Annotated in this window: 24 protein-coding genes and 1 pseudogene; 11 read left to right on the top strand and 14 right to left on the bottom strand. The window is 71.0% G+C overall.

Translation table 11 applies throughout. From position 1 onward, the window contains the following. Window positions 1-147 precede the first annotated feature (147 nt). The 3 genes from mctP to FNH09_RS28465 form a co-directional block, all read right to left on the bottom strand. A complete protein-coding gene (gene mctP / locus FNH09_RS28475; protein ID WP_162469237.1) occupies window positions 148-1,758 on the bottom strand; it encodes a monocarboxylate uptake permease MctP in 1,611 nt (536 codons plus the stop codon). Beyond that, on the bottom strand, window positions 1,755-2,021 hold the full coding sequence (locus tag FNH09_RS28470) for a DUF3311 domain-containing protein (protein ID WP_152892774.1): 267 nt from the start codon (window positions 2,019-2,021) through the stop codon (window positions 1,755-1,757). The genes mctP and FNH09_RS28470 overlap by 4 nt, the downstream gene beginning before the upstream one ends. 169 nt (window positions 2,022-2,190) lie before the next feature. Beyond that, window positions 2,191-2,955: a GntR family transcriptional regulator gene (locus FNH09_RS28465; protein WP_152892773.1), complete on the bottom strand. Its 765-nt coding sequence runs from the start codon at window positions 2,953-2,955 to the stop codon at window positions 2,191-2,193. A gap of 423 nt (window positions 2,956-3,378) precedes the next feature. Between FNH09_RS28465 and FNH09_RS28460 the strand changes: the two genes are divergently transcribed. The 4 genes from FNH09_RS28460 to FNH09_RS28445 all read left to right on the top strand — a co-directional run bounded on the left by FNH09_RS28460 (window position 3,379) and on the right by FNH09_RS28445 (window position 8,031). After that, entirely contained in the window at window positions 3,379-4,650 is a 1,272-nt protein-coding gene (locus tag FNH09_RS28460; protein ID WP_162469236.1) for an extracellular solute-binding protein, read from the top strand. A 79-nt stretch (window positions 4,651-4,729) separates the two neighbouring features. Further along, window positions 4,730-5,713 (top strand): carbohydrate ABC transporter permease, encoded by a 984-nt coding sequence (locus FNH09_RS28455; protein WP_152892772.1) that lies wholly within the window; start codon window positions 4,730-4,732, stop codon window positions 5,711-5,713. Further along, window positions 5,710-6,540: an ABC transporter permease subunit gene (locus FNH09_RS28450; RefSeq protein WP_162469235.1), complete on the top strand. Its 831-nt coding sequence runs from the start codon at window positions 5,710-5,712 to the stop codon at window positions 6,538-6,540. Before FNH09_RS28455 ends, FNH09_RS28450 begins: the two co-directional genes overlap by 4 nt. Before the next feature lie 9 nt (window positions 6,541-6,549). Then, the gene (locus tag FNH09_RS28445; protein WP_152892771.1) at window positions 6,550-8,031 is read left to right on the top strand and encodes a glycoside hydrolase family 3 protein; all 1,482 of its coding nucleotides are present in this window, start codon (window positions 6,550-6,552) and stop codon (window positions 8,029-8,031) included. A 75-nt stretch (window positions 8,032-8,106) separates the two neighbouring features. Here FNH09_RS28445 and nagB read toward each other — a convergent pair whose 3' ends face one another. Next, a complete protein-coding gene (gene nagB, locus FNH09_RS28440; RefSeq protein WP_162469234.1) occupies window positions 8,107-8,892 on the bottom strand; it encodes a glucosamine-6-phosphate deaminase in 786 nt (261 codons plus the stop codon). Window positions 8,893-9,503: 611 nt separating this feature from the next. Here nagB and FNH09_RS28435 point away from each other — a divergent pair. Next, entirely contained in the window at window positions 9,504-10,970 is a 1,467-nt protein-coding gene (locus FNH09_RS28435; protein ID WP_152892778.1) for a sensor histidine kinase, read from the top strand. A 239-nt stretch (window positions 10,971-11,209) separates the two neighbouring features. Here the strand turns inward: FNH09_RS28435 and FNH09_RS28430 are convergent, their stop codons facing one another. Continuing rightward, window positions 11,210-11,467, bottom strand: coding sequence for a WhiB family transcriptional regulator (locus tag FNH09_RS28430; RefSeq protein ID WP_006142322.1), 258 nt, complete (start codon window positions 11,465-11,467; stop codon window positions 11,210-11,212). 318 nt (window positions 11,468-11,785) lie between these two features. Continuing rightward, a complete protein-coding gene (locus FNH09_RS28425) occupies window positions 11,786-12,754 on the bottom strand; it encodes a diacylglycerol/lipid kinase family protein (RefSeq protein WP_152892769.1) in 969 nt (322 codons plus the stop codon). Window positions 12,755-12,870: 116 nt separating this feature from the next. On the opposite strand from FNH09_RS28425, the gene FNH09_RS28420 reads away from it, so the two are divergent. Continuing rightward, window positions 12,871-13,341, top strand: coding sequence for a hypothetical protein (locus FNH09_RS28420; protein ID WP_162469233.1), 471 nt, complete (start codon window positions 12,871-12,873; stop codon window positions 13,339-13,341). 21 nt (window positions 13,342-13,362) lie between these two features. Here FNH09_RS28420 and FNH09_RS28415 read toward each other — a convergent pair whose 3' ends face one another. The 3 genes from FNH09_RS28415 to FNH09_RS28405 all read right to left on the bottom strand — a co-directional run bounded on the left by FNH09_RS28415 (window position 13,363) and on the right by FNH09_RS28405 (window position 15,415). Then, window positions 13,363-14,472: a SigB/SigF/SigG family RNA polymerase sigma factor gene (locus tag FNH09_RS28415; RefSeq protein WP_162469232.1), complete on the bottom strand. Its 1,110-nt coding sequence runs from the start codon at window positions 14,470-14,472 to the stop codon at window positions 13,363-13,365. Beyond that, window positions 14,469-14,882, bottom strand: coding sequence for an ATP-binding protein (locus tag FNH09_RS28410; RefSeq protein ID WP_004925829.1), 414 nt, complete (start codon window positions 14,880-14,882; stop codon window positions 14,469-14,471). The genes FNH09_RS28415 and FNH09_RS28410 overlap by 4 nt, the downstream gene beginning before the upstream one ends. A gap of 272 nt (window positions 14,883-15,154) precedes the next feature. After that, a complete protein-coding gene (locus tag FNH09_RS28405; protein WP_152892768.1) occupies window positions 15,155-15,415 on the bottom strand; it encodes a UBP-type zinc finger domain-containing protein in 261 nt (86 codons plus the stop codon). 61 nt (window positions 15,416-15,476) lie between these two features. On the opposite strand from FNH09_RS28405, the gene FNH09_RS28400 reads away from it, so the two are divergent. Beyond that, entirely contained in the window at window positions 15,477-17,075 is a 1,599-nt protein-coding gene (locus tag FNH09_RS28400; protein WP_152892767.1) for a Na+/H+ antiporter, read from the top strand. A gap of 240 nt (window positions 17,076-17,315) precedes the next feature. On the opposite strand, the gene FNH09_RS28395 is transcribed toward FNH09_RS28400, so the two are convergent. Then, entirely contained in the window at window positions 17,316-18,212 is an 897-nt protein-coding gene (locus tag FNH09_RS28395; RefSeq protein ID WP_152892766.1) for a 1-aminocyclopropane-1-carboxylate deaminase/D-cysteine desulfhydrase, read from the bottom strand. A 217-nt stretch (window positions 18,213-18,429) separates the two neighbouring features. Between FNH09_RS28395 and FNH09_RS28390 the strand changes: the two genes are divergently transcribed. The 4 genes from FNH09_RS28390 to FNH09_RS28375 all read left to right on the top strand — a co-directional run bounded on the left by FNH09_RS28390 (window position 18,430) and on the right by FNH09_RS28375 (window position 22,153). Continuing rightward, window positions 18,430-19,836 carry a family 2B encapsulin nanocompartment shell protein gene (locus tag FNH09_RS28390; protein ID WP_152892765.1) on the top strand — a complete coding sequence of 469 codons (1,407 nt, stop codon included), beginning with the start codon at window positions 18,430-18,432 and terminating at the stop codon, window positions 19,834-19,836. Between the two features lie 121 nt (window positions 19,837-19,957). Next, window positions 19,958-21,079 carry a family 2 encapsulin nanocompartment cargo protein polyprenyl transferase gene (locus FNH09_RS28385; protein WP_152892764.1) on the top strand — a complete coding sequence of 374 codons (1,122 nt, stop codon included), beginning with the start codon at window positions 19,958-19,960 and terminating at the stop codon, window positions 21,077-21,079. 183 nt (window positions 21,080-21,262) lie between these two features. After that, the gene (locus FNH09_RS28380) at window positions 21,263-21,667 is read left to right on the top strand and encodes a hypothetical protein (RefSeq protein WP_152892763.1); all 405 of its coding nucleotides are present in this window, start codon (window positions 21,263-21,265) and stop codon (window positions 21,665-21,667) included. Window positions 21,668-21,820: 153 nt separating this feature from the next. Further along, window positions 21,821-22,153 carry a DUF952 domain-containing protein gene (locus FNH09_RS28375; RefSeq protein ID WP_152892762.1) on the top strand — a complete coding sequence of 111 codons (333 nt, stop codon included), beginning with the start codon at window positions 21,821-21,823 and terminating at the stop codon, window positions 22,151-22,153. 7 nt (window positions 22,154-22,160) lie between these two features. On the opposite strand, the gene FNH09_RS28370 is transcribed toward FNH09_RS28375, so the two are convergent. The 4 genes and pseudogenes from FNH09_RS28370 to FNH09_RS28355 form a co-directional block, all read right to left on the bottom strand. Continuing rightward, the gene (locus FNH09_RS28370) at window positions 22,161-22,904 is read right to left on the bottom strand and encodes a VOC family protein (protein WP_152892761.1); all 744 of its coding nucleotides are present in this window, start codon (window positions 22,902-22,904) and stop codon (window positions 22,161-22,163) included. A gap of 34 nt (window positions 22,905-22,938) precedes the next feature. After that, window positions 22,939-23,352, bottom strand: a complete 414-nt coding sequence (locus FNH09_RS28365; RefSeq protein WP_152892760.1) for a VOC family protein — start codon at window positions 23,350-23,352, stop codon at window positions 22,939-22,941. After that, on the bottom strand, window positions 23,343-23,765 hold the full coding sequence (locus FNH09_RS28360) for a helix-turn-helix transcriptional regulator (RefSeq protein WP_338017709.1): 423 nt from the start codon (window positions 23,763-23,765) through the stop codon (window positions 23,343-23,345). The genes FNH09_RS28365 and FNH09_RS28360 overlap by 10 nt, the downstream gene beginning before the upstream one ends. Window positions 23,766-23,827: 62 nt before the next feature. Next, a pseudogene (locus FNH09_RS28355) lies at window positions 23,828-24,588 on the bottom strand (N-acetylmuramoyl-L-alanine amidase); the annotation flags it as partial.

Raw genomic sequence — 24,588 nt, 5'->3', positions numbered from 1 at the left:
AGATGTGTATAAGAGACAGGGGGGGGGACGCGCAGGGGCGGCGGGGCCTGGTCGCCCCGCCGCCCCTCGCCCCCGCCCGGTGACCCGGCGGAGAGGTGGTTCAGCGTCCCGCGCCGGTCTCGGCGCGCGGCTCTCGACGCGCCGGTGTCAGTGCGCCGATCCGGCCGTGGCGGGCGGCAGTTCCACCTGTACGCCCGGGTCGCCCGCGTCCGCCGTGTAGTCCTGCGGGCTGGTCTCGTCGACGCCCTCGGGAGCCTTGAGGGCCTTCAGGACGAAGGTGAGGACCACCGAGACGGCCACGTTGAGCACGAACGCCGTCAGACCGATGTAGCCGATCTCGCCGATGCCGGGGATCTCCTTCGAGCTGCCGCCGAAGTGCTTCTGGGTCGGCGAGGCCACCCCGTACGCGGCGAACGTGCCGTACACCATGCCCACGGCCCAGCCCGCCAGCAGCGCCCAGCGGTGGAACCAGCGGGTGAACAGACCGCCGACCAGGGCCGGGAAGGTCTGGAGGATCCAGATGCCGCCGAGCAGCTGGAAGTTGATCGCGACCGTCTTGTCCATGGTGAGGACGAAGACCAGGGCACCCACCTTCACCAGCAGCGACACCAGCTTGGAGACCTGGGTCTCCTGCTTCGGGGTCGCGTCGGGCTTGATGAAGTCCTTGTAGATGTTGCGGGTGAAGAGGTTCGCGGCCGCGATGGACATGATGGCCGCCGGGACCAGGGCGCCGATGCCGATGGCGGCGAACGCCACACCCGCGAACCAGTCCGGGAACATGTTCTCGAAGAGCTGGGGGATCGCCAGCTGGCCGTTGGTCACCTTCACCCCGGCCGCGATCGCCATGAAGCCGAGCAGGGCGAGCAGGCCCAGCATCAGCGAGTACAGCGGCAGGATCGTGGTGTTGCGGCGGATCACGTCGCGACTGCGACTGGACAGCGTCGCCGTGATCGAGTGCGGGTACATGAACAGCGCCAGCGCCGAACCGAGCGCCAGGGTGGCGTACGTCCACTGGCCCGCCTCGGGCGGTACGAGCCCGCCCGCACCGGCCGCCGTGTACTTGTCGCCGGCCGCCTTGAAGATCTCGTCGAACCCGCCGAGCTTGATCGGGATGTAGATGATGGCCACCGCGATCACGATGTAGATCAGGGTGTCCTTCACGAACGCGATCAGGGCGGGGGCGCGCAGCCCCGAGGAGTAGGTGTAGGCGGCCAGCACGGCGAACGCGATGAGCAGCGGGAGGTCCTTCACGAACCAGTTGCTGTTCTCGCCGCCGCCGACGCCCATCACGTCCAGCACGGCCTGGATGCCGACCAGTTGGAGCGCGATGTACGGCATGGTGGCCAGGATGCCGGTGACGGCCACGGCCAGCGACAGGCTCTTGGAGCCGAAGCGGCCGCGCACGAAGTCCGACGTGGTGACGTATCCGTGCCGATGGGACACCGACCACAGCCGGGGCAGGAAGGTGAAGATCAGCGGATAGACCAGGATCGTGTACGGCACCGCGAAGAAGCCCGCGGCACCCGCCGCGTAGACCGCGGCCGGCACGGCGACGAAGGTGTACGCCGTGTACAGGTCGCCGCCGAGCAGGAACCAGGTGATCCAGGTGCCGAAGGAGCGGCCGCCCAGACCCCATTCGTCGAGGGTGTGCTCGTTGTCGGCCCTGCGCCAGCGCGCGGCCAGGAAGCCCAGGGCCGTGACGGCCAGGAAGAAGAAGACGAAGACGCCGAGCGCGACGCCGTTGACCCCGTCCTTCACTGCGACGCACCCCCCTTCCGGGCGGCGCGGGCGCGCTGGTCGCGCTGCCACAGCTGGTAGGCGGTCGTCGTCAGCGCCGTGGAGAGCAGCACCCACAGCATCTGGTACCAGTAGAAGAACGGGATCCCGATGAACGTCGGATCCGTTTTGGCGTAGGAACCGACCCACAGCATCGCCACGAAGGGCGCGACGAGGCAGAGGCCGATGACGGCGCGCGCAGGCGTCATCACCGGCTCTCGGGTCACTTCTGGGGCTTCTGACATCTGGCGTTCCGTCCCCTCGTAGATCGCCTATGACGCGCAGGCAATCTAGGTCACGGCGTCACGGGAACGGAACCCCTCGTTCGTACAACTGGCGTACAACGGGGGCGCGATGGGTGTACCGCGGCCCCGGGTGTGTCCAGCCCCGGGGCCTGCAAACGCCGGGGCCGGGTCAGTCCTGCGGGCGCTTCAGCCGCGCGACGAACTTGTACCGGTCGCCCCGGTAGACCGACCGCACCCACTCCACGGGACGGCCGTTCATGTCCAGCGAGTGCCGGGACAGCATCAGCATGGGCAGGCCGACGTCGGTGCCGAGCAGACCCGCCTCGCGCGGGGTGGCCAGCGAGGTCTCGATGGTCTCCTCGGCCTCCGCGAGGTGGACGTCGTAGACCTCGGCGAGGGCGGTGTAGAGGGAGGTGTACTTCACCAGCGACCTGCGCAGCGCGGGGAAGCGCTTGGCCGAAAGGTGGGTGGTCTCGATGGCCATCGGCTCGGCGTTGGCCATGCGCAGCCGCTCGATGCGCAGTACGCGGCCGCCCGCGGTGATGTCGAGCAGGCCGGCGAGGGTGTCGTCGGCGGTGATGTACCCGATGTCCAGGAGCTGCGAGGTGGGTTCGAGGCCCTGGGCGCGCATGTCCTCGGTGTACGAGGTGAGTTGGAGCGCCTGCGAGACCTTCGGCTTGGCGACGAAGGTGCCCTTGCCCTGGATGCGTTCGAGGCGGCCCTCGACGACGAGTTCCTGGAGCGCCTGGCGGACCGTGGTGCGCGAGGTGTCGAACTCGGCCGCCAGGGTCCGCTCGGGCGGCACCGGGGTGCCGGGCGACTGGGTCTCCGTCATGTCCAGCAGGTGCTTCTTCAGGCGGTAGTACTTGGGCACGCGCGCGGTACGGACGGTCGCCCCACCCTCGTTCTCCGCACTGCTGACGTCGGTGCTCATGCTCCGCCTTCCCGGCTTCCGGTGCCGAAGCGACCGACATGTCCGTCGGCCACGGCTCACATCGTGGCACGGCTTCGTGTGCATGGTGTCCCCTGCGGGTGACCTCGCACGCTCCGTGATCCCCTCTGTATACCGTCGAGCCCCTGGTTGGTCTAGTCCAAGGTACTGCTGTGATGGGTGTGGTCCAAGGGAATGGGGGCGTCCGTTCTGGTGCCTTGCGAAATGAAAAGTCCCTGCATATCGCGGTCACGTAACGGACGACTCGACCCCGCTCGAACACCCTTGACAGCCCTATTGGTCTGGGCCAAGCTCCCGCTTACTGGTCTACACCATTGGTCCAGTCCCGGCCCCATGGGCGGTACGGCGCGTTGACGGTCACCGCGGGGAGGCAGGGGGGTTTGTGGCATCCCTGAGGAGGGTGGCGTGAAGCGCAAGCTGGTAGCCGCGATCGGTATCGCGGGCATGATCTTCTCCGTCGCGGCGTGCGGTGGCAAGGACGACGACAAGGCCGCGACCGGCGGCAGCAACAAGGGCCAGACCCTCACCGTGTGGGTCATGGACGGCTCCGCTCCCGACCAGTGGCAGAAGGACGTGGCCGCCGCCTTCGAGAAGAAGACGCAGGCGAAGGTCAAGTTCGAGGTCCAGCAGTGGAACGGCATCCAGCAGAAGCTGACCACGGCGCTGTCGGAGGAGAACCCGCCGGACGTCTTCGAGATCGGCAACACCCAGACGCCCGCCTACGCCAAGACCGGCGGCCTGGCCGAGCTCGCCGACCTGAAGAGCTCCATCGGCGCCGACTGGACCGCGGCGCTGAACAACTCCTCGGTCTTCGAGAACAAGCAGTACGCGGCGCCCTGGTACTTCGCCAACCGCGTCGTCATCTACAACAAGAAGGTCTGGGCCGACGCCGGCATCAAGGACACGCCCAAGACGCGTGACGAGTTCTACGCCGACCTCAAGCAGATCGGTTCCAAGACCAAGGCCGAGCCGATCTACCTGCCGGGCCAGAACTGGTACCACTTCGTCGGCCTGACCATCGGCGAGGGCGCCGAGCTGGTCAAGAAGGACGGCGACAAGTACGTCTCCAACCTGGCCGACCCGAAGGTCGCCGCCGCCATGGAGACCTACAAGAAGTTCCAGGCGCTGTCCAAGGCGCCCAAGGACAAGGACGAGGCCACCCCGCAGCAGGGCGAGGTCTTCGGCAAGGGCAACGTCGGCGCCATCATCGGCATGGGCTGGGAGGCCGGCACCGCGATCAAGGCCAACCCGGCCATCGAGAAGGAGATCGGCTACTTCACCATCCCCGGTGCCACGGCCGACAAGCCCGAGGGTGTCTTCCTCGGCGGCTCCAACCTCGCCGTCGCGGCGGGCAGCAAGAAGCAGGAGCTCGCCAAGGAGTTCCTGAAGATCGCCCTGTCCGACCAGTACGAGGGCGAGCTGGCCAAGATCAACGGCGTCATCCCGAACAAGGAGTCGCTCCAGAGCAACCTGGCGGGCAACGCCGCCGCCGAGGCCGCCGCGCCGGCCGCCGCGGGCGGTGGCACCACGCCGCTGATCCCGGAGTGGGCCGCGGTCGAGAACGCGCCCAACCCGGTCAAGACCTTCATGACGGCCGTGCTGAACGGCAAGTCCCCGGCCGAGGCCGCCAAGCAGGTCGAGGGCGACTTCAACAAGCGCCTGGCGCAGCAGCAGTAACGCTCCGCAGGAGGCGGGGGCCGTCCTTGCGACGGCCCCCGCCCTGGCGTCGACCCGGTCGAGAGAAGAGATGGCGAGCATGACCGTGCAGACCGAACGGCCGCCCTCCGGTCCGGCGGACGTCCGCAAGTCGGACGACGGACCCGGCAGGCCCCAACCAAGAGCCGCCGAGCGCACCGGCGCGCTCGCCCCGTACCTCCTGCTGCTGCCGGCCTGCGCGGCCACCGTGCTGCTGCTCGGCTGGCCGCTGCTGAAGGACCTGCTGCTGTCGTTCCAGAACCTCAACATGGGACAGCTGATCCAGCATGTCACCGAGTGGAACGGCATCGACAACTACAAGGAAGTCCTCACCGGCGAGGACTTCTGGCGCGTCACCCTGCGCACGCTGGCGTTCACGGCCGTCAACGTCGTCCTGATCATGCTGCTGGGCACGCTGGTCGGCCTGCTGCTCGCCCGCCTCGGCAAGCGGATGCGGGTGACCCTGATGATCGGTCTGGTGCTGGCCTGGGCGATGCCCGTGGTCGCCGCGACCACCGTCTACCAGTGGCTGTTCGCCCAGCGCTTCGGTGTCGTCAACTGGGTGCTGGACAAGCTCGGCTGGCACTCCATGGCCGACTACAGCTGGACCAGCGGCCAGTTCTCGACCTTCTTCGTGGTCACCCTGCTGATCGTCTGGCAGTCCATACCGTTCGTCGCGATCAACCTGTACGCGGCCACCACCACCATCCCCGGCGAACTGTACGAGGCGGCGGCCCTCGACGGCGCCGGCGTGTGGAAGAGCTTCACCACGGTCACCCTGCCGTTCCTGCGGCCCTTCCTCTACGCGACCACGTTCCTGGAGATCATCTGGGTCTTCAAGGCGTTCGTGCAGGTCTTCACCATCAACGGCGGCGGCCCCGACCGGCTCACCGAGACCCTTCCCGTCTACGCCTACATCGAGGGCGTCGGCAACCAGCACTACGGCATGGGCGCGGCGATCGCCGTGCTGACCATCCTGATCCTGCTCGGCGTCACCGCCTACTACCTGCGGATCGTGCTCAAGCAAGAGGAGGACGAGCTGTGAAGCGCTCGCTCTTCGGCCGCCTGTGGCCCAACGTCACGGCCGCCGTCCTGTTCGTCGGCTTCGTCTTCCCCGTGTACTGGATGTTCGCCACGGCCTTCAAGCCGACCGGCGACATCATCGCGGAGGACCCGGTCTGGTTCCCGACCGACGTCACGTTCGAGCACTTCCAGAAGGCGACCGGCGTCGACCACTTCTGGACGTATGTCGGCAACTCCCTGGTCGTCACGATCCTCGCGGTCGTGTTCTCGCTGGTCATCGCCCTCGTCGCGGCCTTCGCGCTGGCGCGGATGCGGTTCCGGGGGCGGCGCGGCTTCGTCATCGGCTTCATGCTGGCGCAGATGGCCCCCTGGGAGGTCATGGTCATCGCGATGTACATGATCGTGCGCGACGCGTCGATGCTGAACAGCCTCGTCCCGCTGACGGTCTTCTACATGATGATGATCCTGCCGTTCACCGTCCTGACGCTGCGCGGCTTCGTCGCCGCGGTGCCCAGGGAGCTGGAGGAGGCGGCCATGGTCGACGGCTGCACCCGCGGCCAGGCCTTCCGCCGGGTCATCCTGCCGCTGCTCGCCCCGGGCCTGATGTCCACCTCGCTGTTCGGCTTCATCACCGCCTGGAACGAGTTCCCGCTGGTCCTGGTCCTCAACAAGGAGGCCGAGTCCCAGACGCTCCCGCTGTGGCTGTCCAGCTTCCAGACCGCCTTCGGCGACGACTGGGGCGCGACCATGGCCGCGTCCTCGCTCTTCGCCGTCCCGATCCTGATCCTCTTCGTCTTCCTCCAGCGCAGGGCCGTCAGCGGCCTGACCGCCGGAGCCGTGAAGGGATAACCCCATCCGATGACGACATTCGCCAGCGGCACCGACACGCTGACCCGCGACGCGCTGACGGTCCTCCAGCCCGGTTTCACCGGCACCACGGCCCCCGACTGGCTGCTGCGCCGCCTCGGTGAGGGCCTCGCCTCCGTCGGCCTCTTCGGCCGCAACATCGCCTCGCCCGAGCAGCTCGCCGTCCTGACCGCGCAGCTGCGCGCCGAGCGCGACGACGTGCTCGTCGCGATCGACGAGGAGGGCGGCGACGTCACGCGTCTGGAGGTGCGCACCGGTTCCAGCTTCCCCGGCAACCACGCCCTCGGCGCGGTGGACGACGTCGAGCTGACCCGGGAGGTGGCCTTCGAGCTGGGCCGCCGGCTCGCGGACTGCGGCGTCAACCTGAACTGGGCACCCTCCGCGGACGTCAATTCCAACCCCGCGAACCCGGTCATCGGGGTCCGTTCGTTCGGCGCCGACACCGCGCTGACCGCCCGGCACACGGCCGCCTACGTCACCGGGCTCCAGTCGGCGGGCGTCGCCGCCTGCACCAAGCACTTCCCGGGCCACGGCGACACGGCCGTCGACTCCCACCACGCGCTGCCCCGCATCGACGTGGACGCCGACGTGCTCGCCGAGCGCGAGCTGGTCCCGTTCCGCGCGGCGATCGCCGCCGGCACCCGGGCGGTCATGAGCGCCCACATCCTGGTCCCCGCCCTGGACCCGGAGCACCCGGCGACACTGTCCCGCCGCATCCTCACCGGCCTGCTGCGCGGCGAACTCGGCTACGACGGGCTGATCGTCACCGACGGCATGGAGATGCAGGCCATCGCCGCCACCTACGGCATCGAGCGCGGCAGTGTCCTCGCCGTCGCGGCCGGCGCCGACGCGATCTGCGTGGGCGGCGGCCTGGCCGACGACGAGACGGTACGACGTCTGCGCGACGCCCTCGTCGCGGCCGTGCGCTCCGGCGAACTGCCCGAGGAACGGCTGGCGGACGCGGCGCGCCGGGTGCGCGAGCTGGCCCGCTGGACAGCCACGGCCGACGTGCGCACCCAGGAGGTCCGCTCCGACGTGGGGCTCGTGGCCGCCCGGCGCGCCCTCACGGTGACCGGCGCCGACTCGTACACGCCGCCCGTCGAGGCCCCGTACGTGGCGGCCTTCACCCCGGTCGCGAACATCGCCGTCGGCGACGAGACCCCCTGGGGGGTGGCCGCCGAACTCGCCGGTCTGCTGCCGGGGACGCGGACGGGCAGCTTCACCGGCGCGGACGCGGGTCCCGCGGCGCTGGCGGCGGCGGGGGAGCGGCGGATCGTCGCCGTCGTCCGCGACGAGCACCGGCACCCCTGGATGGCGACGGCGCTCGACGCCCTGCTGGCGGCCCGCCCCGACACGGTCGTGGTCGAGATGGGCGTACCCCAGTCCGCGCCCCGCGGCGCCCTGCACATCGCCACCCACGGCGCGGCCCGGGTGTGCGGACGGGCGGCGGCGGAGGTCGTCGCAGGCCGTTAGGGACGTCTCCACGACGCGAAGGCGCCGGGCCCTCTCGGGGGAGCCCGGCGCCTTCGTCGTGTCCGTGGGACCCGGTCAGATCCCCTGCCACTGCGGCTTGTCGGCGTAGGTCTGCCGGAAGTAGGCCGCGAGCTTGAGCTTGGAGGCGGCGGCCTCGTCGACGACGACCGTGGCGTGCGGGTGGAGCTGGAGCGCCGAGGCCGGGCATACCGCCGCCACCGGTCCCTCCACGGTCGCGGCGACCGCGTCGGCCTTGCCCTCGCCGGTGGCGAGTAGCACCAGGTGCCGTGCCTCCAGGATGGTGCCGATGCCCTGGGTGATGACGTGGTGGGGCACCTGGTCGATGTCGCCGTCGAAGAAGCGCGCGTTGTCCACGCGGGTCTGCTGGGTCAGCGTCTTGATGCGGGTGCGCGAGGCGAGCGAGGAGCAGGGCTCGTTGAACCCGATGTGCCCGTCGGTCCCGATGCCGAGCAGCTGGAGGTCCACACCGCCGGCCTCGGCCAGCGCCCGGTCGTACGCCGCGCAGGCCTCCGGCACGTCCTCGGCCGTGCCGTCGGGCCCCAGGAACGCCGGCATCCCGAGGCCGAGCGGCTCCAGCACCTCGCGGCGCAGCACCGAGCGGTAGGACTCGGGGTGGTCGGCGGGCAGCCCCACGTACTCGTCGAGCTGGGCGATGCGCGCCCGCGAGGCGTCCACGGCGCCGGAGCGCACCTTCGCCGTCAGCGCCTGGTAGACGGGCAGCGGGGTCGAGCCGGTGGCCACGCCGAGCAGCGCGTCGGGCTTGCGCCGCAGCAGCTGCGCCATGGCCTCGGCGATGAGCTCGCCGCCCGATGCGGCGTCCGGAACGATGACAACTTCCACGCTGGGCCTGCCGTTCTGGAGAGAGCTGGAGAAGGGGCTGGAAGGACTATGTGGTTTAGACCAATCTAGCAGAGCGGACCCTTGTCTCCCAGGCTACGGATGCGCCGGGGAGCCGGGGTCGCGCTCGCCCGGTGTGCCGCGCCGGTGGCCCAGGGTGAGCTCCGGCGGCCGCGGTACGGGGTGAGCGGGGAGGAACCGGAGGCAGTCGCGGAAATTGCCGTGAACATCTGGTCCCGTCGGTGACCCCGGCGGGCTAGGCTGCGTGGCGTCGACTGCGAAACGCCGTCAACAAGCGGCCTCCGACGCATGGACAGGTCAAGTGGTCTAGTCCAGAATGCTAGGGACGGACGACAACACAACAAGCCTCCGTTCTCCCCGCACAGGAGAGCGGACCGAGGATCCGGTGCTCTCTGCCCTGACTGCCCCGGTTCCTCATCCTTCGGCCGAACGGGACCGCACACCCCGCGGCCGAATATTGCTCCGGGCTGCGGTGCCGACGGAGGGCTGAGGGTCCCTCCCAGGCGCCGCGGCCCGCGGGTGTTCCAGGGCGGACGGACCGGCTGTTTTAGGGCTGGTACAAACCGGCGGGTACGCTCGCACACGTGCCCTCCATGAACGAACTCGTACGCCAGCACACGGCCCTCGACGACTCCGACCTCGAGTGGCTTCACCTGCTGGTCTCGGAGTGGCAGCTGCTCTCCGACCTCTCCTTCGCCGACCTGGTCCTGTGGGTGCCCACCCGCGACGGCGCCCGGTACGTATCCGTCGCCCAGATGCGGCCCAACACCGGCCCCACCTCCTACCAGGACGACATGGTCGGCCACCTCGTCCCGCGCGGGCGCCGCCCCATGCTGGACGCGGCCCTGGACGAGGGCCGGATCGTGCGCGAGGGCGACCCGGAGTGGCGCGAGGAGGTCCCGGTCCGGGTCGAGTCGATCCCCGTACGGCGCGAGGGGCGCGTCCTCGGCGTGATCGCCCGCAACACCAACCTGCTCACCGTGCGCACCCCGAGCCGCCTGGAGCTCACCTACCTCCAGAGCGCCTCGGACCTGGCGCAGATGATCGCCGCGGGCTCCTTCCCGTTCCCCGGCCAGCAGGTCGACATGGACGCCTCGCCGCGCGTCGGCGACGGGCTGATCCGCCTCGACGCGGACGGCATCGTGCAGTACTCGTCCCCCAACGGGCTCTCCGCCTACCACCGGTTGGGCCTCGCCTCGGACCTCGTCGGCCAGCACCTGGGCCAGCTCACCGCGGAACTCGCCCCGACCCGGGGTCCGGTGGACGAGGCGCTGGCCAAGGTCGCCAGCGGCTGGGCGCCGCGCGAGTTCGAGATCGAGGCCAACGACGGGGTCATCCAGTTCCGCGCGATCCCGCTCAAGCCCAAGGGCACCCGCATCGGTTCACTGGTGCTGCTGCGGGACGTCACCGAACTGCGCCGCCGCGAGCGGGAATTGATCACCAAGGACGCGACCATCCGGGAGATCCACCACCGGGTGAAGAACAACCTCCAGACGGTGGCCGCGCTGCTGAGGCTCCAGGCCCGGCGCATCGACTCCGAGCGTGGCCGCGAGGCGCTGGAGGAGGCCGTGCGCCGGGTGGGCTCGATCGCGATCGTGCACGAGACGCTCTCCCAGAACCTCGACGAACGGGTCGAGTTCGACGAGATCGCCGACCGTGTCCTCGCGATGGTCGCGGAGATCTCCCCGGGCAAGGTCACCGGCCGGCGCACCGGCCGGTTCGGCATCCTGGACGCGGAGGTCGCCACCCCGCTGTCCATGGTGCTGACGGAAATCCTCCAGAACGCCCTCGAACACGGCTTCCGCGAGGGCGACACGGGCACGGTCGAGGTCTCCGCGGTCCGCGGCGGGACGACGAAGGAGGGCCGGCTGCTGGTCACCGTCCAGGACGACGGCGTCGGTCTGCCCGAGGGCTTCGACCCGCACCGCTCGGGCAACCTCGGCCTCCAGATCGTACGGACGCTGGTGGAGGGGGAGTTGGGCGGCAGCTTCGACATGGTCCCGGCACCGGAGCGCGGCACCCAAGTGATCCTGGACATTCCGGTCCGCGCGCAGAAGTAGGCGCGAGGGAGGGCCGGCCGCCCGGCTGCCGTCGGTGGTCGGGTCCGCCGCCGGGCACTTCGCCCGAACGGCCCCGGACAGCATTGAGCCCCGGACCACTGGGTGATCCGGGGCTGAAGCTCGTTGCTGCTTTTTACTGCTAAGCGCATCGGGGGTACTGCGCGCTGCGGCTCGGGGGCGGGAGTTGCGTACTCGCTGTACGCGCCGCCAAGCTCAGGCTGTTAGCGGGGTGGGTGTGGTCAGGCGGAGGCCTGACGAGCCCGGTTGCGGGCGGCGCGGCGCTTCATCGCGCGACGCTCGTCCTCGCTGAGACCACCCCAGACGCCGGAGTCCTGGCCGGACTCGAGCGCCCACTGCAGACACTGATCCATAACGGGGCAGCGACGGCAGACGGCCTTGGCTTCCTCGATCTGCAGCAGCGCAGGACCGGTGTTGCCGATGGGGAAGAAGAGCTCGGGGTCTTCCTCGCGGCAAACGGCGTTGTGACGCCAGTCCATGGCTGCTACCTCTCCTTGGTATTACATGCAAGTTGCTTGTGAATGTGAACGCTTTCACGAATCCCTCAACAAGTGAAGGGCCGCCCGCCAGGTTCTCTGGCGTGGTCCTTGTGTGTTGAGGGGTTCCGGTGATCTGTGGAGGCTGGTGTTGCGGGGCCGTCCCGATCGCCAGGAAGAGACTCGCAAACCTCGACGGCGGATACAACCCCTTCTGAAAAGTTTTTTTTGATTCCTCGGTGTCGACTAGGTCACAGCCGTACTTCCATGGGGTGGATCCTGGCCTAAACGTTCGAGTGAAAGGACTTTGGCCCGTTCCACTCACACAATCACACGCAGTGCACGGCGAACGCCTGTGAACGTCACGCTCGTACGCAGTCCCAGGTGGTCGCCGTCCATCTGGAGGGGCAGTGGCACCTTCGAATGCAAGGTGAACTGGTCGAGGTCGTGCAGTGAGGTCGCATGCCTGCCATGGGGTCCCCGCTCCGGGGACGAAGTGAGCAACTGTGTGCCATACCGGGCAACCGCCGCCGTGGACAGTCGGCTGAGACCGAGTACGTCGAGACCCTTATCGAACGAGGCCTTAGGCGACGTGTACATCGGGCGATTGCCGAGATACGTCCAAGGGGACGTGTTCGAGACTATGGCGACCACCAGATCGGTGACCGGGTCCTCGCCGGGCCGCTCCACCGCGATCGTGCCGCGCCGCCGGTGCTGCTCCCCGAGGAACTGCCGGACGACCTGACGCACGTACAGCGCGTGCGTCGACTTCCTGCCCTGCTCGCGCTGCTGCTCGACCCGGCCGACCACACCCGCGTCGAAACCCAGGCCCGCGTTGAAGGTGAACCAGCGGGACGGGACGGACTCGTCGTCCGTGCCGGGCGTACCGGAGGTGAGACCGAGGCCGACCGTGCGCTCGCGGCCCTCGCGCAGGGCGTCCAGCAGGGCACCGGTCGCCTCGACGGCGTCGTTCGGCAGCCCCAGGGCGCGGGCGAAGACATTGGTGGAACCGCCGGGGACCACGGCGAGGCCGGGCAGCCGGTCCGGGTCGGGGCCGGAGTGCAACAGGCCGTTGACGACCTCGTTGACCGTGCCGTCGCCGCCGAGCGCCACGACCAGCTCGACGTCGTCGCTCTCGGCCGCCTCACGGCCCAGGTCGCGCGCGTGCCCCCGGTACTCGGTGGTGGCCACTTCGAGCTTCATCTCGCTCGCGAGCGCGTGGATCAGCACATCGCGCGTACGTGCGCTTGTGGTGGTTGCCGCCGGATTGACCACGAGAAGTGCACGCATGGGGTGCAGCGTACCTACTGGGTGGTACCCGGCCCAGACCGAGGTAGGGATCCGGTAAGAGAGAGGGACGTGAGGCTCGACACGGAAGGCCGGGCCGACCGGGCTACCCTTCTCGGGTGAGCAGCCAGAGCCCCTCCAGTTCCGAGACCGAGATCACGCCGGAGAACGCCGGCCCCCGCCCGCGGCGGCTGACGTACGCCGCCGCGCTCTCCGCCCTCGAAGGGCTCGCGCTGCTCGTCGGAGGCGTGTGGATCCTGGCGCTCGGACTCACCGGCGACCCGGGCGACCGCACGCAGGGGGTGACCGGCGGGGTGACGCTGATCGCGCTCTCCCTGCTGCCGCTGCTCGCCGCCCGCGGTCTGCTCGGCCGGCGCAGCTGGAGCCGGGGCCCGGCCCTCGTCACGCAGATCATGGCGCTGCCGGTGGCCTACACGCTGCTCCAGGCCGACAGCGCGGCGATCCCGGCCGGTATCGCGCTGGCGATCGCGGCCGTCGCCTCCCTCGTGCTGCTCGTCAACGCGGAGACGACCCGGGCCCTCGGGATCCGGGGGCCCGGAAACGCGCGGCAGCAGGACGAGCCGAAGTAACCGCCGCTCCTCCGCGAGCCGCTACTCCTCCACGAGCAGCTTCTCCCGCAGCTGCGCCAGGGTGCGCGCCAGTAGACGGGAGACATGCATCTGGGAGATGCCGACCTCCTGCGCGATCTGCGACTGGGTCATGTTGCCGAAGAATCGCAGCAGCAGGATCCGCTTCTCGCGCGGTGGGAGGTCCTCCAGGAGCGGCTTGAGCGACTCCCGGTACTCCACGCCCTCCAGCGCCTCGTCCTCCGCGCCGAGGGTGTCGGCGACCGCCGGGGACTCGTCGTCGGTGTCGGGGACGTCCAGGGACAGCGTCGAGTACGCGTTCGCGGACTCCAGGCCCTCCAGGACCTCTTCCTCCGAGATGGCCAGCTTCTCGGCGAGCTCGTGCACCGTGGGCGAGCGGCCGTGCTGCTGCGAGAGCTCCGCGGTCGCCGTGGTGAGGGCGAGGCGCAGCTCCTGGAGCCGGCGGGGCACCCGCACCGCCCAGCCCTTGTCGCGGAAGTGCCGCTTGATCTCACCGACGACCGTCGGTGTCGCGTAGGTCGAGAACTCGACACCGCGCTCGGGGTCGAAGCGGTCGACCGACTTGATCAGGCCGATGGTGGCGACCTGGGTGAGGTCGTCGAGCGGCTCGCCGCGGTTGCGGAAGCGCCGCGCGAGATGCTCGACGAGCGGCAGATGCATGCGGACCAGCCGGTTGCGCAGCTCCGCGTACTCGGCGCTGCCCTCCTTGAGCTGGCGCAGTTCGACGAACAGGGCCCGTGCTCCGCTGCGGTCCTGTGGGTCGTGCTGCGTGGCCTGCGGCGCGCTCTGCACGTCCGGCTTCTCGTCTCGCTCGTGCTCGCTCATCGTCCCGCCCGTTGCCCTTCCCCGAGCTCTCGCCTCGGCCCGGCCGGGGAAGCCCCCGGACCGCCGCTCCCGAGGCGCGCCCTGCACGGCACCTTCCCGATCCCGCTGCCCGTCGTCGTCCGGGAGACCGGCCTCCGAGGTGTGCTCCTCCGGATGCGGCCGGGCCGGCTCGGGGATTCCGTCGATGCCGTCCGCCATGCGTCGGGAGCCGTCCAGGTCGGTGTTCTCGGCCGGCAGCCCCCGCGCGCCGCGCTCTTCGTCCCGCACCGGCCCGTCCCCGTTCCTCACGCCGGCCCGGGTCCCGCGCCGCGCTGTTTGTAGAGGCTGATCGACACGGTCTTGTCCTCGTCCACGGCGGAGGAGACCTTGCCCGCGAGGGCGGACAGCACGGTCCAGGCGAAGGTGTCCCGTGACGGAGCGTGACCATCGGTGGTCGGCGCCGAGACGGTCACTTCGAGCGAGTCGTCGACGAGCCGGAAGACACAGCTGAGCACGGAGCCCGGCACGGCCTGCTGGAGCAGGATCGCGCAGGCCTCGTCCACGGCGATGCGCAGGTCCTCGATCTCGTCCAGGGTGAAGTCCAAACGGGCCGCGAGGCCGGCCGTGGCCGTCCGCAGCACCGACAGGTAGGCACCCGCAGCCGGCAGCCGGACTTCCACGAAGTCCTGGGTCGCGGGCTCGCCTGCGATCTGGGACACCCTCACCTCCAAGGTGGTACAAGCTATTCGGGGCCGAGGGTCGCCCCCCGGGGTGACACGAAGTGTGGTTCAGCGGTGACGCTATCGCGCGCCCGACTTTGCTGTCCCCCGGACCCCAACCCCTTGCTGTCACTCATAGTAAACCTACGGATACGCTCCGTGGCTAGGGGTTTGCGGGCCCAAATGGGAAGAGCGCGCGCCGGGTTGACGTACCCAGACGTCAGACGGTCGAACCGTACCTGTCGGACGGTCTCGCGGGCGCCCGTCCAGGGTCACACGAGGACGTGATCCACGAAGCACCAACGCCAGTCCTCGCCCGGCTCGAAGGTCCGCATCACCGGGTGGCCGGAGTCCGTGTGATGTCCGGTGGCGTGCCGTCCCGGCGACGAGTCGCAGCAGCCGACGTGGCCGCACGTCAGGCACAGACGCAGCTGCACCGGGTGCGTGCCGGCCACCAGGCACTCCGGACACGTGGCGCTCAGCGCCTCGGGTTCCGGGTGTGGGAGTGCGTCCGAGTGCGTGCACTGTTTCATGATTGCCAGATTACGACGGTCGCACGGTCGGCCGCGCGGAAAACGAGGGCGGGCGAGGGTCATGGACGTGATGCCACTGCTGTTGCTGGTGGCGGGGAGTGCGGCGATCGCCGCGGCGGCGAGGCGCACCCCGGTGCCGGCGCCGCTGCTGCTGGTCGCGGTCGGCCTGATGGTGTCGTATCTGCCGGGGGTGCCGGACTACACCCTCGACCCGGACGTCGTCCTGCCGCTGCTGCTGCCCCCGCTGCTGTACACCTCGGCCACCGACAGCTCCTACCTCGACCTGCGCGCCCAGCTGCGTCCGGTGGCGCTGCTGTCGGTCGGGTACGTGCTCTTCGCGACCTTCGTGGTCGGCTGGGCGGTGTACCGGATCGTGCCGGGGATGCCGCTGACGGCGGCCCTGGTGCTGGGCGCGGTGGTGGCGCCGCCGGACGCGGTCGCGGCCACGGCGGTGGCCCGCCGGGTCGGGCTCCCCTCCCGGATCACCACGGTCCTCCAGGGCGAGTCGCTCCTCAACGACGCCACCGCCATCACCGCCTACAAGGTGGCCCTCGCGGCCGCCGTGGGCGAGGGCGCCACCTGGGCCGGCGGGGTCGGCGAGTTCCTGGTCGCGGCGGTCGGCGGCGTCGGGGTCGGCCTGGTCCTGATGGCGCCGCTGCACTGGCTGCGCACCCACCTGACGGAACCGCTCATCCAGAACACGCTGTCCCTGCTGATCCCGTTCGTCGCCTACGCGGTCGCCGAGCAGTTCCACGCCTCCGGGGTCCTCGCCGTGGTCGTCGTCGCCCTCTATCTGGGCCACCGCGCGTGGGAGGTCGACTTCGCCACCCGGCTCCAGGAGGAGGCAGTGTGGAAGATGGTGGCCTTCGTCCTGGAGTCGGCGGTCTTCGCGCTGATCGGCCTCCAGCTGCCCGTCGTCCTGCGCGGACTCGGCGCGGACGAGGGCGCAGACGCCGCCTGGTACGCGGTGGTCCTCTTCCTGGTGGTCGTCGCGGCCCGGTTCGTGTGGGTGTATCCGGCGACCTTCCTGCCGCGACTGCTGTCGGCGCGGATCCGGGAACGCGAGGAGAACCCCACCTGGAAGGGAGCGATGATCACCTCCTGGGCCGGGATGCGCGGCGTGGTCTCGCTGGCCATCGCCTTCTCCATCCCGATGACCGTGCACCACGGCGGCGCGCCCTTCCCGCAGCGCAATCTGATCCTCTTCCTGACCTTCACCACCGTCATCGGCACGCTGGTGGTGCAGGGGCTGACCCTGCCCCCGCTGATCCGGCTCCTGAAGCTCCCGGAGCCCGACCCGCAGGCCGCGACCCTCGCCGAGGCCAACGCGCAGGCGCAGGCCTCACGGGCCGCCGAGCGGCACCTGGAGGAGCTCCTCGCCGACGAGCGCAACGCCCTCCCGCCCCCGCTCGCCGACCGCCTGCGCATGGTCCTGGAGCGCCGCCGCAACGCCGTCTGGGAGCGGCTCGGCCAGGTCAACCCGATCACCGGCGAGACCGTCGACGACACCTACCGCCGGCTGTCCAGGAAGATGATCGGCACCGAGCGCGAGGTCTTCGTGAAGCTGCGCGACGGCCGCTACATCGACGACGAGATGCTGCGCACCCTGCTGCGCCGACTGGACCTGGAGGAGGCGGCGGCCTATCGCGAGGCGGCGTGAGCACCCGCGCGCGTGGCGGCCGGGGGCGGCCGCGCGGCGCGGCCGCGAACGGCGTGTGCGTCGGGCGGGGGCGGCCGTGCGGGACCGTGGTGACCGGCGTGTGCGTCGGGCGGGGCAGCCGTGCGGCACAGCCGTGACCCGCGTGTGCGTCGCTCGGGTCGGCCGTGCGGTCGCCCGTGACGGGTCCGTGAACGCTCGTGGCGGGTCTGTGGACGCTCGTGGCGGGCGGGCGTCCGCCGGTCACGGGCGGCCGGTGATCACCGCCGCGAGGGTGCTTCCCGGAGCCAGCCGGCCCTCCTCGGCGAGGATGACAAGTCCGTACAGCAACTTGGCGACATAGAGACGTTCCACGGGCAGACCGTGACGCTGTTCGAAGTCCGCGGCGAAGGCGTCGAGTTCGGGGGTGGTGCGGGCGTAGCCGCCGAAGTGGAAGCGGTCGTCGAGGGACCAGACGCCGCGGCGGCGGCCGAACGCCCGCTCCTGCAGCGTCTGTATCTCGGCGGTCAGGAAGCCGCCCTTGAGGACCGGTATGCCCAGAGCACGCTGGTCAGGGGCGAGCCCGGCGGCCAGGCCGGCCAGGGTGCCGCCGGTGCCGCAGGCGACCGCCACCACGTCCGCGAGGCCGCTCAGCTCGCCGCCGAGGGACACACAGCCGCGGACCGCCTCGACATTGCTGCCGCCCTCGGGAACGACGTGGGCGTCCTCGGCGTGGGCCGCCCGCAGGATCGCGGCCAGGGTCCGCGGCTCGGCCTTCGCCCGGTACGTCGACCTGTCGACGAAGTGCAGCCGCATCCCGTCGGCCGCGCAGCGGGCCAGAGAAGGGTTGAGGGGACGGTCGGCCAGCTCCTGCCCCCGCACCACGCCGGTGGTGCGCAGCCCCAGGAGGCGGCCGGCCGCGGCGGTGGCGCGCAGATGGTTGGAGTACGCGCCCCCGAACGTGACGATCGGCCGCCCCGCCGCCGCGTCGAGGTTCGGCGCCAGCTTGCGCCACTTGTTGCCGATCAGCTCCGGGTGGATCAGATCGTCGCGCTTGAGCAGCAGCCGGACGCCGTGCCGGGCGAACCTGACGTCCTCGACCTCCTGGAGCGGCGAGGGCAGCCGGGGCCGCAGGGAGGCGAGGACGTCGGGGCCGGTCATCCCGCCATTGTCGGACACCTGTCCCGGTCCGGACACTCGTCCACGGCTGCGGCAGCGGGGGACGGCCGCTCGGGATCCCTCTTTCTGCCCCGGCGCCCGGTGATCCATTCCCGCTCTTTCGGGTAATAGCACCGCCACGCTCCGTGATGGAAGGCTGGTCCGCGAGATCGGTGCCCGGTGCGAACGGCACCGGTGCATGACGGGAGGGCAATTCAGAATGTCGGTAGGCGAAGAGGTCCGCACGGATCAGGGCAAGCCGCAGCAGAGCCTCGGCACAGCCGCAGCGCGGAACCTGGCCACCACCACCAAGTCCGCTCCTCAGATGCAGGAGATCAGCTCGCGCTGGCTGCTGCGCATGCTGCCCTGGGTGGACGTGCAGGGCGGCACGTACCGGGTGAACCGGCGCCTGACCTACGCGGTCGGCGACGGCCGCATCACGTTCGTGAAGACGGGGGACCGGGTGGAGGTCATCCCCGCCGAGCTGGGCGAACTGCCCGCCCTGCGGGACTACGAGGACGAGGAGGTGCTCGCCGAGCTGGCCCAGCGCTGCCGGCAGCGGGAGTACGCCCCGGGCGAGCTGATCGCCTCGTTCGGCAGCCGCACGGACGAGGTGTACCTGCTGGCGCACGGCAGGGTGGAGAAGGTCGGCACCGGCCCCTACGGCGACGACGCCGTGCTGGGCGTCCTCGCCGACGGCGCGTACTTCGGGGAGGCGGCACTGGTCGACCCGGAGGCCATCTGGGAGTACACCGCCCGCGCGGACACCGCGTGCACGGTCCTGATCCTGTCCCGCCAGGACCTCGACCAGATCGCGGAGCGCGCCGACACGCTGGGTGAGCACATCGGGCGGCTGCGCGCCATCCCCGAGCAGCGGACCAACAAGTACGGCGAGAAGGCCGTCGACCTCGCGGCCGGCCACTCCGGCGAGCCCGAGATCCCGCACACCTTCGTCGACTACGACGCCAGGCCGCGCGAGTACGAACTGAGCATCGCCCAGACCGTCCTGCGCATCCACACGCGCGTGGCGGACCTCTACAACCAGCCGATGAACCAGACCGAGCAGCAGTTGAGGCTCACCGTCGAGGCGTTGAAGGAACGCCAGGAGCACGAGCTGGTAAACAACCGGCAGTTCGGGCTGCTCCACAACTGCGAGTACGACCAGCGGCTCCAGCCGCACGACGGCGTCCCCAGCCCCGACGACATGGACGAACTGCTCAGCAGGCGGCGCGGTACGAAGCTGTTCCTCGCCCATCCGCGCGCGATCTCCGCGTTCGGCCGCGAACTCAACAAGCGCGGACTCGTCCCCGAGACCATCGACGTCGGCGGGAACCGCATCCCCACCTGGCGTGGCGTCCCGATCTACCCGTGCAACAAGATCCCGGTCACCGAGGCCCGCACCAGCTCCATCATCGCGATGCGCCTGGGGCAGGAGGATCAGGGCGTCGTCGGTCTGCGGCAGTCCGGCATCCCGGACGAGATCGAGCCGAGCCTGTCGGTGCGGTTCATGGGCATCAACGAACAGTCGATCATCAATTATCTGGTGACGGCCTACTACTCGGCCGCGGTCCTGGTGCCTGACGCGCTCGGCGTCCTGGAGAACGTCGAGATCGGCCGCTGGCGGTGAACTCGGCTGCCGGGACCTCGGATTCCGGCCCGGCCGGCCGGGTGCACTCCAGGGGGGTGCGCCCGGCCCGGGCGGAAGTGTCCGACGCGTCACCGTGCGCCGCTGCTTCGAGGGGGATTCCATGACGGAGTTCACGACACAGGGGAGAACCGAGACGCTCGCAAGGCGGACGACCGTCGAGGCCCCGGGGAACGGGCGGCCCGGTCCGGCCGACGGGCACGAGGCGGCGGTGATCCTGGAGCGGGCGCGGGCCTCGGTCGACCCCGAGCTGCGTGCGGCTCTCGACTCGCTGCCGGGTTCCATGCGCCGGGTCGCGCTCTACCACTTCGGCTGGGAGCACGCCGACGGCACACCGGCGGCGGCCCACGCGGGCAAGGCGATCCGTCCCGCGCTCGTGCTCACCGCGGCCGCCGCGCTCGGCGGGCCGGGCGCACGGGAGAGCGCCGTACGGGCGGCCGCCGCGGTGGAGCTGATCCACAACTTCACGCTGCTGCACGACGACGTGATGGACCGCGACACCACGCGCCGGCACCGGCCCACCGCCTGGACCGTGTTCGGCGACCCCGACGCCATCCTCGCCGGTGACGCCGTCCAGGCGCTGGCGCTCGGGCTGCTCGCCGAGGACCCGCACCTGGCGTCCGCGGCGGCCGCCGCCCGGCTCGCCGCGTGCGTGGTCGAACTGTGCGCAGGACAGCAGGCGGACACGGCCCTGGAACGGCGCGACCCGGCCGACGTCACCCTCGACGAGGTGCTCGCCATGGCCGAGGCCAAGACGGGCGCGCTCCTGGGGTGCGCCTGCGCCCTGGGCGCGCTGTACGCGGGGGCCGCCGAGGACGACGTCGAAGCGCTCGACACGTTCGGCCGCCAGGCCGGGCTGGCCTTCCAGCTCATCGACGACGTGATCGGCATCTGGGGCGATCCGAACCGCACCGGCAAGCCGGCCGGAGCGGACCTGACCGCCCGCAAGAAGTCGCTGCCTGTGGTCGCCGCGCTGACCTCCGGCACACCCGCCGCCGCCGAGCTGGCCGAGCTGTACGCGGTGCCGTGCGGGACGGGGGACGCCGCGGGGACGGCGCGCATCGCGCTCGCCGTGGAGCGGGCCGGCGGCCGGGACTGGGCGCAGAGCCAGGCGGCCGACCGGATGTCCCGGGCGATGGGAGAACTGGCCCGGGTGATCCCGGAGCCGGAGTCCGCGGGCGGTCTGCTCGCCCTGGCCGAGTACGTGACCCGGCGCAGCGACTGAGCGCCGGTCGGGTGACCCCGGAGTCGGCGGGGCCACCCGGCCCCCTGCCCCGTCGGACCACGGCGGCCAGGGGGGTCCGGTCCCGCGGGTCCCGCACCTCCCCACGGGGTGCGGGGCCCGCGGCCTCCGGCGGGGCGGTCGCGGCCGGGAGCGCGGAGCGCGGGTCCGCCCTACGCTGATGGCATGGACAGAGACGAACATGTCTGTCCCGTCTGTGGACAGCCCGTCCGGACGGCCGCCCGGCGGTACAAGACCCTGGGCGTCTGGGTTCCCGTGTGGGGTCCCGGCCCGTGCCGGAACCGCGCCTGCGACGCGTACGCCGGTGGCGGCGCCGCGCCGGGGGAGGACCCCGGCTCCGCGACCGCTTCCCCGACCGGTTCCCCGACCGGTTCTTCGGCCGGATCCGTGACCGGCCTCGGGACCGGTGCCACGACCGGCTCCACGACCGGCCCGGCGCCCGGTGCCCCGGCCGGTGTCGCCACCGATCCGGCGACCGGCCCCGCGAACCGTCCCGCGACGGGCCCCGCGAACCGTCCCGCGACGGGCCCGGCGACCGGCCCCACGGGCCGCCGCGCGGACGGCCCCTGAACCGGTCGGCCGGGACGTGCCCGGCCCGTCGGGAGAGGACCCGGCCGGGCAGCGCGCCGTCCGCGGCCGCCCACGGTCACGGTCCGCCCACGGTCACGGTCCGCCCACGGTCACGGTCCGCCTGCGGTTTGCCCGAACGGCTAGCGTGTTCCCATGGCCGAACACCCGTACCTCTTGCACATCACCGAACGCGCCCTGTGGGACGCGGCCCGCGAAGCCGGCGCGTACGCGATGTCGACCCGTGGCCGCACCCTCGCCGAGGAGGGCTTCATCCACTGCTCGACCCGCGCCCAACTCCCGCGGGTGGCCGCGTTCCTGTACGGAGCGCCGGACGCTCCCGACGACCTGGTGGTCCTGGTCGTGGACCCCGCCCGGCTCGGCGTACCCGTGAAGTACGAGGCGCCGGAGCCCGGCGGCGAGGAGTTCCCGCACGTCTACGGACCCATCCCGGTGGACGCCGTGGTGGACGTGGAGACCTGGAAGTGACAGGTCCCTAACCCGCGCGGCGGGGCAGGCCGCCGGTCTCCGGGTCGCGGCCGGTCAGGCAGTACGTGCCGCCGGCCGGGTCCCGCATCACCGTCCAGTGCCGGTGGCGGGACACCGGCACCGCGCCCAGCCGCTCGTGCTCGGCGACGGTCGCCTCGATGTCCGCGCAGGCCAGGTCCAGATGGGCGGAGGCGGGGCGCTCCTCGTCCAGGCGTTGCAGGAGGATACGCACCGGCAGCCCGGCCGGCGGCGCGACCACATGGAACTCGGGGAGCGAGCCGGGCCGTGCCTCCCAGCCGAGCAACAGGGCGCTCCAGAAGGCGATCTCGTCCTCGTACACCGACGGCGGCAGGTCGAGGCTGACCTGGTCGAGACGGCTGCCCCGCACCACGGGAGGCCGGACCGCCTCGCCGTGCCACGGCACCACGCAGAACAACGGCCCGCCGGGCGAACGCAGTACGGTCCAGCCCGCGTGCTCGGCGACCGTCCGCGCGCCGAGCCGCAGCGCCTCGGCCGCGAACTTCGCCACGTCCTCGACACAGAGACAGAAGTGCGCGCCGCCGTCCCCGGCGGCGACGCCCTGCACCTTCACGCAGGCGTCGGCACCGTCCGGCAACAGGGTCGCGAACTCACCGTGCTCGCCCCTCGGTTCGGACAGTTCGGTGCCGGTGACGGCGGTCCAGAAGGCGTGGGCCCGGTCCAGGTGCGCGGCGGGCCGGTCCACGAAGGCGTACGTCCAGCGGATGTCCATGCGGTGATCGTAGGCAACGGCCCTGCGGCGCAGTTCAGTCGTTTCGCTGGATGAACCGCAGCATGTTCCCCGCCGGGTCCCGGAACGCGCAGTCGCGCACTCCGTACGGCTGGTCCATCGGCTCCTGGAGCAGGTCGTAGCCGGCGTCCTGGACGCGCTCGCACAGCGCCTCGCAGTCGGTGGTGGTGAAGATGACCCCGCGCAGCATGCCCTTGGCCAGCAGCCGGGCCATCGCCTCCTTGTCGGCCGGGGAGGCGTCCGGGCTCGCGCCCGGCGGCTCCAGCACGATCTCCACGTCCGGCTGGAGCGGCGAGCCGACGGTCACCCAGCGCATGTTCTCGAAGCCGACGTCGTTGCGGACTTCCATGCCGAGGACGTCCTGGTAGAACGCGAGCGCCTTGTCGTGGTCGTCCACGGCGATGAAGCACTGCTTGAGTTTCAGGTCCATGGTCTCGAACCTAACGATCGTCTCGGGCGGGTGAAGGTGCGCGCCACGCAGGGCGGGATCGCCGCGAGGTCCTCGGGCGAGCCGTGCGAGCGGGCCCGGTAGGCGCTCGGGGTCTCGCCGACCAGCTCGGTGAACCGGGAGCTGAAGGACCCCAGCGAGGTGCAGCCGACCGCGAGACACACGTCGGTCACGCTGAGGTCGCCGCGGCGCAGCAGGGTCTTGGCGCGCTCCACCCGGCGGGTCATGAGGTAGGCGTAGGGCGTCTCGCCGTACGCCTCCCGGAAGCTGCGCTGGAAGTGTCCCGGGGACATCAGCGCGGTGCGGGCGAGCGCGGCGATGTCGAGCGGCTCGGTGTACTCGCGGTCCATGCGGTCGCGCGCCTGCCGCAACCGGACCAGATCTTCGAGGGCCACCGCACCAGCATGGCACGGTGGCCCCCGTCGGGTCTCCCGACCGGTTGCTTCCGGCAGAGCGGCTACTTGAGGTAGACCAGCCCGTCGGTGGTGACCGTCGGGCGGCCCGAGGTGGCGACGACCACGATCTTCACCGTGTGCTTGGCACTGGCGGACCAGGTCTTCGTCCAGATCGCGTCGCGGTACTTCGTCGTCGTCGACTTCAGGTCCACGGTGGCGGTCCTCACGCCGTCCACGTAGACGTACACCTGCCCGGAGGTCGCGGCGCGCGAGACCACCAGGGCCGCCGAGCGGCCGGTGAAGGTCCAGGTCAGCGAGGCGTTCTTGGTGGAGCTGCCGTACGACTTGCCGCCCAGGTAGCTGGTCGACGACTTGGCCGTCCAGGTGCCCGTCCTCGTGGCCGAGGTCTCCTGGAGGATCACCGGGGTGCCGCTCACGGAGGCCGAGGCGGTGTTGCCCGCCCGGTCGTACGCGGTCATCCTCCAGGTCGTCGCCACACCGGGCTTGGCGGCGAGGTTCGCGCTCAGGACCGTCGGGCCGTAGGTCTTCGCGACCGGCGCGGTGAGGCGGACCTCCTTCAGGCCGCCCGCGTCGGTGGCCTTCCACTTCAGGGCCAGCGGGACGGCCGTGGTGTTCACCGTGCCGAGCCCCAGGGCGAGGTTCGGCTTGGTGGAGAAGACGGGCGGGGTCCTGTCGGCGGCGGCGGTGGGCTTCGTGGTGGGTGTGGCGGTAGGCACCGGGGTGGTGGGTGTGATGGTCGGCGCCGGGGTGGTCGGCGCCGTGGTGGTGGGTGTGGCGGCCGGGGTGGTGGCGTCCGTGGCGG

The sequence above is a fragment of the Streptomyces adustus genome (assembly GCF_009377175.1).
GTDB lineage: Bacteria > Actinomycetota > Actinomycetes > Streptomycetales > Streptomycetaceae > Streptomyces > Streptomyces adustus.
Note: the sequence above shows the minus strand (reverse complement) of the source record. Positions and strands in the feature narration are given on the sequence as shown.

Excerpts from the sequence above, each read along its gene's own strand:
- FNH09_RS28470 (WP_152892774.1), bottom strand. The coding sequence starts at position 2,021 with ATGTCAGAAGCCCCAGAAGTGACCCGAGAGCCGGTGATGACGCCTGCG.
- FNH09_RS28465 (WP_152892773.1), bottom strand. The coding sequence starts at position 2,955 with ATGAGCACCGACGTCAGCAGTGCGGAGAACGAGGGTGGGGCGACCGTC.
- FNH09_RS28455 (WP_152892772.1), top strand. The coding sequence starts at position 4,730 with ATGACCGTGCAGACCGAACGGCCGCCCTCCGGTCCGGCGGACGTCCGC.
- FNH09_RS28445 (WP_152892771.1), top strand. The coding sequence starts at position 6,550 with ATGACGACATTCGCCAGCGGCACCGACACGCTGACCCGCGACGCGCTG.
- FNH09_RS28435 (WP_152892778.1), top strand. The coding sequence starts at position 9,504 with ATGAACGAACTCGTACGCCAGCACACGGCCCTCGACGACTCCGACCTC.
- FNH09_RS28430 (WP_006142322.1), bottom strand. The coding sequence starts at position 11,467 with ATGGACTGGCGTCACAACGCCGTTTGCCGCGAGGAAGACCCCGAGCTC.
- FNH09_RS28425 (WP_152892769.1), bottom strand. The coding sequence starts at position 12,754 with ATGCGTGCACTTCTCGTGGTCAATCCGGCGGCAACCACCACAAGCGCA.
- FNH09_RS28405 (WP_152892768.1), bottom strand. The coding sequence starts at position 15,415 with ATGAAACAGTGCACGCACTCGGACGCACTCCCACACCCGGAACCCGAG.
- FNH09_RS28400 (WP_152892767.1), top strand. The coding sequence starts at position 15,477 with ATGGACGTGATGCCACTGCTGTTGCTGGTGGCGGGGAGTGCGGCGATC.
- FNH09_RS28395 (WP_152892766.1), bottom strand. The coding sequence starts at position 18,212 with ATGACCGGCCCCGACGTCCTCGCCTCCCTGCGGCCCCGGCTGCCCTCG.
- FNH09_RS28390 (WP_152892765.1), top strand. The coding sequence starts at position 18,430 with ATGTCGGTAGGCGAAGAGGTCCGCACGGATCAGGGCAAGCCGCAGCAG.
- FNH09_RS28385 (WP_152892764.1), top strand. The coding sequence starts at position 19,958 with ATGACGGAGTTCACGACACAGGGGAGAACCGAGACGCTCGCAAGGCGG.
- FNH09_RS28380 (WP_152892763.1), top strand. The coding sequence starts at position 21,263 with ATGGACAGAGACGAACATGTCTGTCCCGTCTGTGGACAGCCCGTCCGG.
- FNH09_RS28375 (WP_152892762.1), top strand. The coding sequence starts at position 21,821 with ATGGCCGAACACCCGTACCTCTTGCACATCACCGAACGCGCCCTGTGG.
- FNH09_RS28370 (WP_152892761.1), bottom strand. The coding sequence starts at position 22,904 with ATGGACATCCGCTGGACGTACGCCTTCGTGGACCGGCCCGCCGCGCAC.
- FNH09_RS28365 (WP_152892760.1), bottom strand. The coding sequence starts at position 23,352 with ATGGACCTGAAACTCAAGCAGTGCTTCATCGCCGTGGACGACCACGAC.